The organism is Arhodomonas sp. KWT, assembly GCF_010993615.1.
This window is the reverse complement of the sequence record NZ_WNXE01000017.1, coordinates 1,394-3,681: the sequence shown is the minus strand read 5'-3', so window position 1 is coordinate 3,681 and position 2,288 is coordinate 1,394. Positions and strand designations below refer to the sequence as shown.

General features: G+C 70.8%; 4 protein-coding genes. All 4 read left to right on the top strand.

Features of this window, described 5'->3' with window-relative positions:
• Positions 1-315: hypothetical protein (locus tag G7A99_RS25215; protein WP_240466103.1), on the top strand; the 315-nt coding region annotated here is incomplete at its 5' end.
• Positions 315-926, top strand: a complete 612-nt coding sequence (locus G7A99_RS05295; protein WP_163139131.1) for a CsiV family protein — start codon at positions 315-317, stop codon at positions 924-926. The genes G7A99_RS25215 and G7A99_RS05295, both read left to right, overlap by 1 nt.
• Positions 927-1,005: 79 nt before the next feature.
• Positions 1,006-1,860, top strand: a complete 855-nt coding sequence (locus G7A99_RS05290) for an AraC family transcriptional regulator (RefSeq protein WP_018716792.1) — start codon at positions 1,006-1,008, stop codon at positions 1,858-1,860.
• A 168-nt stretch (positions 1,861-2,028) separates the two neighbouring features.
• Positions 2,029-2,288, top strand: a 260-nt coding sequence (locus tag G7A99_RS05285; protein WP_163139130.1) for a DUF2000 domain-containing protein, incomplete at its 3' end; no start/stop codon positions are given.

Below are 2,288 nucleotides of genomic sequence, written 5' to 3'. Positions count from 1 at the left end.
TTCCGGGTGACCGAGCTCAAGCTTGCTGCCGAGGGGCTGGGCATCCAGCGCATCGAGGCCGGTCCGGGCGGTGGCAAGATCGAGTTCGGCGACCGGCCGGCAGTCGACCCGGCGGCACTGGTGCGTCTGGTCCAGGAGCAGCCCGCCGTGTATCGTCTGGAGGGTCAGGAGCGGCTGCGCTTCAACCGCGAGACCGAGGACGCGGACAGCCGCATCCGCGAGGTGGAGGCGCTGCTTCAGACCCTCGGTGCCGGGAAGCCGTCCCCGTCGGACGACAGGGGCGCGGTGGAGCGCCCCGCCCGCGTGGAGTCGTAATGATCGTGGAGAACGCCATGCCGCGCCGGATCGCCGTCGCCGCGACCGCCGTCGTCCTCGCCCTCAGCGGGCTGGCCGTCAGCGGCGCCGCTCTCGCCCGGGACTATGCCGTGGAGGTCGTGGTCTTCCGCCAGTGGGAGGCGAGCGGCGCCGACGGCGAGAGCTGGCCGGACGTGCCGCCCGCGCTGCCGCAGGACGTGCGCGTCTCCCGCCCCGGCGGCGGCCCGTTCCGGCGCCTCGCCTCCAGCGCCTATCAGCTCTCGGGCATCCGTCAGCGCCTGGCGTCCGCGGACCAGTACGTGGTGCTCGGTCATTTCGGCTGGATCCAGCCGGATCTCGCCAAGGGGCGGAACCAGTGGGTGGCCGTCGGTGACGGTGTCCCGGCCGGCGAACGCATTCCGGAGACACCCGGGCTCTACGGGATGATGCGTGTCTACGTCAGCCGCTACCTCCATGCCCAGGTCGATCTGCGCTACCGCCGCGAGACCGGCGGTACCGTCTATCCCATGACCCAGAGCCGGCGCATGCGCAGCGACGAGATTCACTACCTCGACCATCCCTTGCTGGGTGTGATCGTCCAGGCGCGGCCCCTGGGGGACGGTGACGGCTAGCGCCGATGCGGCGGCACCCCTACCCGAACCGGTCCCGGTCGGGGGATGCCCGCCGGCGTGAGCCGCGCGTCATCCGACGATGAAGCCCGCCGCCCGCAGCCGGCTCTACGTGCCCGACTGGCGTCCCGGGGTTCACCTGCTCGACGCGACGGTCAGCGGTCAGCCCTTCGGCCGACACAGTCACGATGCCTTCGCTATCGGCGTGATCGAGCACGGTGTCGGCGGCTATCGCAGCCGGGGCACGCGCTACGTCTTCCCCCGGCGGACGCTGTCGCTGATGAATCCCGGTCAGCCGCATGACGGCTACGCTGTCGATGGTCGCATGGCATACCGCACGCTGTACGTGGGCGAGCAGGCGCTGGCGGAGATGCTGCCGTCGCGGCCGCGACGCGGTTTCCCCTCGCCGTATGCCCTGGATACCGGCCGATTCGTCAGCCGGCGTTTCGCGGCGCTCGCGCGGCGTATGGCGCTGCGGGGGCATGCGGGCTGGCGGCTGGCCGTCGATTCGCTGCTTCTGGACACCCTCGACGGCGTCTTCGTGCGACATGGGCGTGAGACGCCCACGACTCCCGGGCGGGAACCGGCGGCGGTGCGCCGCGTGCGGGACTACCTGGATACCCTCGCGCGTGATTACGCGGCGGCCGGACGAGCGCGGGAGCCGGAACGGTTGAGCCTGGGCGACCTCGCCACGCTCGTGGACCTGCATCCCCACTACCTCCTCGACGTCTTCCGCGAGGCGGTGGGTGTCCCGCCCTACGCCTACTGGCTGCAACGCCGCATCGGCGAGGCTGTGCCGCTGCTTGCCCGCGGTGATCAGCCCAGCGACGTCGCGCTCCGTCTCGGCTTCTACGATCAGCCGCACTTCGCGCGTTGCTTCCGACGCATCACCGGCGTGACGCCGGGCAGCGTCGAACCGGTCCGGCAGGTGTCCTGACCTCACTCCTGCGACCGGGGTGACCGGTAGCCCGTATATCGTGCAATCCATTCGCCCCGCGACGGGATACGCTCGCCCCGGAATGGTCACGGCCGCCGCCCGTGCCCTGCGCAGGCGTGTCGGTGGCTCGTGTCAACGGCGTGTTCCGAATAGCGAGGGCAAACAGTCATGAGCACGAAGAGCGTCATTATCGTGGACGGTTCGCTGCCGACCGGACTGAAAGCCAACACCGCGGCAGTGCTGGCCTTCAGTCTGGGCAAGGCTTGTCCGGAGCTCGTCGGTCCGCCCGTGCGCTGCGTGGACGGCACCGAGCTCCCCGGGATCACGACGACGCCCCTGCCGATCCTCGAGTCGGCGTCACCGGCGCTGGCGGCCCTCCATGGCGAGGCGGCCGCGGGCGGTCTGACGGTGTTCTGTTTCACTGGGAC

What these genes read in the sequence shown, in the direction of transcription:
- G7A99_RS05295 (WP_163139131.1), top strand. Translation starts at nt 315, where the DNA reads ATGATCGTGGAGAACGCCATGCCGCGCCGGATCGCCGTCGCCGCGACC.
- G7A99_RS05290 (WP_018716792.1), top strand. Translation starts at nt 1,006, where the DNA reads ATGAAGCCCGCCGCCCGCAGCCGGCTCTACGTGCCCGACTGGCGTCCC.